Genomic DNA, 3,256 nt, shown 5'->3' with positions numbered 1-3,256 from the left:
GAGGAAATTTTGCAGCAGGCTCGGTAGCAGGTGCAATGCCTTTAGGACTTACGCAGTTGGGCGACTTCGCGCAGGCTGCGCCCACGAGACATCGTCCGAAATGCAGAAAACCTATTGCAAGTGCGTAAGCCCCAGCGTGATTGACTCAAGGAATAGACGACTGGCGCGGCTAGTAGCGGGTGCCCCGCTTGCGGAGTGCATCTAGCATTTGCTGGCGAACGGCGATCGCCCACTGGTCAAAATCAACTGGATCAACATCAACTGGACTGGTAACAGAATCGGGCTTTTGCTCTAACTTGACTCCGGTAGGCGGAGTGTCAACGCTCTTTGTGTCGGGCTGAGTGCTGTTCATGAGTCGAGCCGACAATGCCTCGGTTAGGTGACTTGCAATTGCTTTCTCATAGTTAACGTAAATAGCAGGGATTTGCCAGACCTATTATGCAAAAAACGCATTGTAGATTTGCGATTTCTGCATCACCCCTCTTGCCATCGTTCGACAATTCCTCTTAGCTGCGATCGCTACAGCAGAATCAAACCCCGTCGTGCGCCGAGGGTGACCGCTTCCGTCCGGCTAGACACCCGGAGCTTGGCAAAGAGGGAGCTGACATGAAATTTAACAGTGTGTTCCGACAGTGTGTTCCGACAGTTGGAGGCGCTGGGCGATCGCCATAGCCTATCCACGCCTTGCGGGGCACAGGGCAAAGTTCCGCCTGACAATCCCCTGCAAGACTCTCAAGTATCTAATTCCCAAACACCTCTGCGGGGTCGGCCGATTGCACCTTGCGAATGGCGATCGCCCCCGAAATTAGGCACATGACCACTGTCGCCAGCAAAGTATTCAGCCCGCGCCCCAGCGTCATCTGCATCAGCAGCCCTGTGGCGTTGGCCGTGAGCCGATACAGCACCAGCGCAATCAGATAGCCAGGGATAAAGCCCATCACGCCCAGCAAGAGCGCCTGTTGAAACACCACGCCCAGCAGATAACGATTGGAATAGCCAATCGCCTTCAGGGTGGCGTACTGCGTCCAGTGGTCGGCGACATCGGTGTAGAGAATCTGGTAGACCAGGATGATGCCGACGACGAAGCTCATGATGGTTAGCAGCGTGAACACAAAGCCGATGGCGGTGTTGTTGCGCCAGTAATCTAGCTCCATGTCTACGAACTCTGGCTTGGTCAACACGGCCACGTCTTTGGGCAATTGGTCGCGCAGGGTGCGGGCGATCGCCTCCACATCTGCCCCGGGCCGCACCCTCAGCAGCCCAATGTCCACCGTGTTCAGGTCGCGGCTCTGCTCCTCCGGCCCCAAGCTGGCAAAATAGCGCAAAAAGTTCTGATCGCTCATGATCACATTGCCATTGGCAGAGGCAAAGTCCGTCCCCAGCGAGTAGGTTCCCACAACCTGTACCTGCTGCTCCGCCAGTTCCGTCACTGTGCCCGTCGTTACGGTTCCCACCTCTGCCCGCGATTTCTCGTCCACAATCACCGTCCAAGGCAACTTCAGCGCCTCCTGGCTGGCCAGCACTTCGGGAATCGTCAGCACGGGGTCATTGGGGTTAAACGCCAGCACCCGCAGCGGCCGCACCGCCTTGGTTTCAGGATTCTTCCAGGCAGCGCCATCGCGGACATAGAGCGGATAGGCCGCCTCCACGCCGTCAAAGGCCTGCGCCTGATATAGCCGCCGCCGGGCAAACTGCGCCGGAATAAACATGGTGTATTTCAGCCGATTCACCACGATAATTTCGCCGTTTAGCACCTTGAGCAACTGCACTTGGCTGTCGTAGAGTGCGTTCTCAAATCCGCGAAACATGAACATCAGCAGCACCGCAAACGCCACTCCGGCGATCGCCGTTAGCAGGCGGCGACGTTCATAGGTCAGGTTTGACCAAGCAAGAGGCGTTCGCATGGGCCGGGGCGCAAGTGGGCAAGTCAGCAAGTTGGCAAGTCAGCAAGTCGGCAAGTCGGCAAATGAGCCAACTCAGGGAACCGTCGGCTTTTTCCTAGCTTACATCTTTCACCAGTACAAGCGCATTATGTTTTGCCTGCGACTAATTGCAGGTCAAACCCAACGGAACGCAACAACTCTCGATGACGCTCTAACTTAGTCAGCAGCAGGCAAACGACGACCTCGGGGAACAACGATTGGAGGGCAGCGGCTGCCGCTTCTGCCCAATCGGGCAAGTGGGATGAACCCGTGGATAAATAGGCCCAATGCGCCAGGATGAAGCTGATCAGACACAGCACGAACCAACGGTAGACTCCCAACAGCGTTTGTTGGCCAAAGCGATGCAAACCAAAGCGATGTTTGATAGTTTTGAAGAACCCCTCAATGCTCCAGCGTCTGCGCCCCCACCAGGTAATGGTGCTGCCCTTGAGCGGACGGGTCGATAGCACAAAGCGTTTCTCCAACTTACCATCGCGTTTGAGGTAGAGCCAGGAGATTGTGACCGGAAACGATAAGCCTTCGAGGACCACCTGCTGTCCTTTGCTGGCTAAATCCTGCACCTTGCGTCCATCGGCGAGTTTGCGGTCACATCGGACCCCGACAATCACCGGATAACGACGCTTGCGCATCGCTTTGAGGAACAGCACACTGCCGAAGGCGGTATCGGCCAGCACCACGACTCGAAACGCTTGCACCAGCACTTTGGGCACACTCTCAATCAGCCGCACCGCTAGTTGAGCAGAACTCGCTGAACCCTTGCCTCGCCAGACGCGAAACCCCCAGGGCACTCGCAACTGTCCCACCACCAGGTACAACACAACCAGATGCAGCCCCCGTTTGCCTTGCAGGACGCTGATGAGCGGGGCAAACTGCTTGAACTTGCCACATTTCTCCAGTGTCGTCAGATCCACGATCAACTGCAACCACGGTCGCCGTCCTCGACCACTGTACCGCAGCAGTTGTTGGAGGAGTTGTTGACGCACCTCGCGGATCAGGCGGCGAGTCGGCCACGGGTAGTGGTTGAGGAAGCGACTCAAGGCTCCCGCAGATTTAATCGGACTGTGTTGGGGCAGGGGGTGCCCTTGAGCCTCAAGAAACAGCGCCAACAGTGCTTGCAGGCTGTCCTTTTGGTGAGCGCTCGGCATCAAGTTGAGCAAGGTGTAAACTAACGCTTGGGCGTGTACGAGAATCGGTTCCACGGTTCTTGGAGAACTTTAATCACTTCACGCCCTTTTTTCTCATCTATTTACGCCCAAGGCAAATAGCTCGTCTGTACTAGTGAAAGATGTAAGTAGCCCAATCCGTCCTTACGG

Annotated in this window: 3 protein-coding genes and 1 pseudogene; all 4 read right to left on the bottom strand. The window is 56.3% G+C overall.

Translation table 11 applies throughout. The features are described from left to right. Positions 1 to 169: 169 nt before the first annotated feature. Positions 170 to 352, bottom strand: a complete 183-nt coding sequence (locus IGS51_RS19625) for a hypothetical protein (protein ID WP_297080479.1) — start codon at positions 350 to 352, stop codon at positions 170 to 172. Between the two features lie 167 nt (positions 353 to 519). Further along, positions 520 to 633, bottom strand: a pseudogene (locus IGS51_RS22445) (LuxR C-terminal-related transcriptional regulator); the annotation flags it as partial. A 107-nt stretch (positions 634 to 740) separates the two neighbouring features. Next, a complete protein-coding gene (gene devC, locus IGS51_RS19615) occupies positions 741 to 1,904 on the bottom strand; it encodes an ABC transporter permease DevC (protein ID WP_297080477.1) in 1,164 nt (387 codons plus the stop codon). 125 nt (positions 1,905 to 2,029) lie between these two features. Beyond that, positions 2,030 to 3,142 (bottom strand): transposase, encoded by a 1,113-nt coding sequence (locus tag IGS51_RS19610; RefSeq protein WP_297080476.1) that lies wholly within the window; start codon positions 3,140 to 3,142, stop codon positions 2,030 to 2,032. Positions 3,143 to 3,256: the final 114 nt, after the last annotated feature.

It is taken from the genome of Thermoleptolyngbya sp. M55_K2018_002 (genome assembly GCF_015295965.1).
In the GTDB taxonomy this organism is placed as follows: domain Bacteria; phylum Cyanobacteriota; class Cyanobacteriia; order Elainellales; family Elainellaceae; genus Thermoleptolyngbya; species Thermoleptolyngbya sichuanensis.
This window is presented reverse-complemented; position numbering and strand designations above follow the sequence as displayed.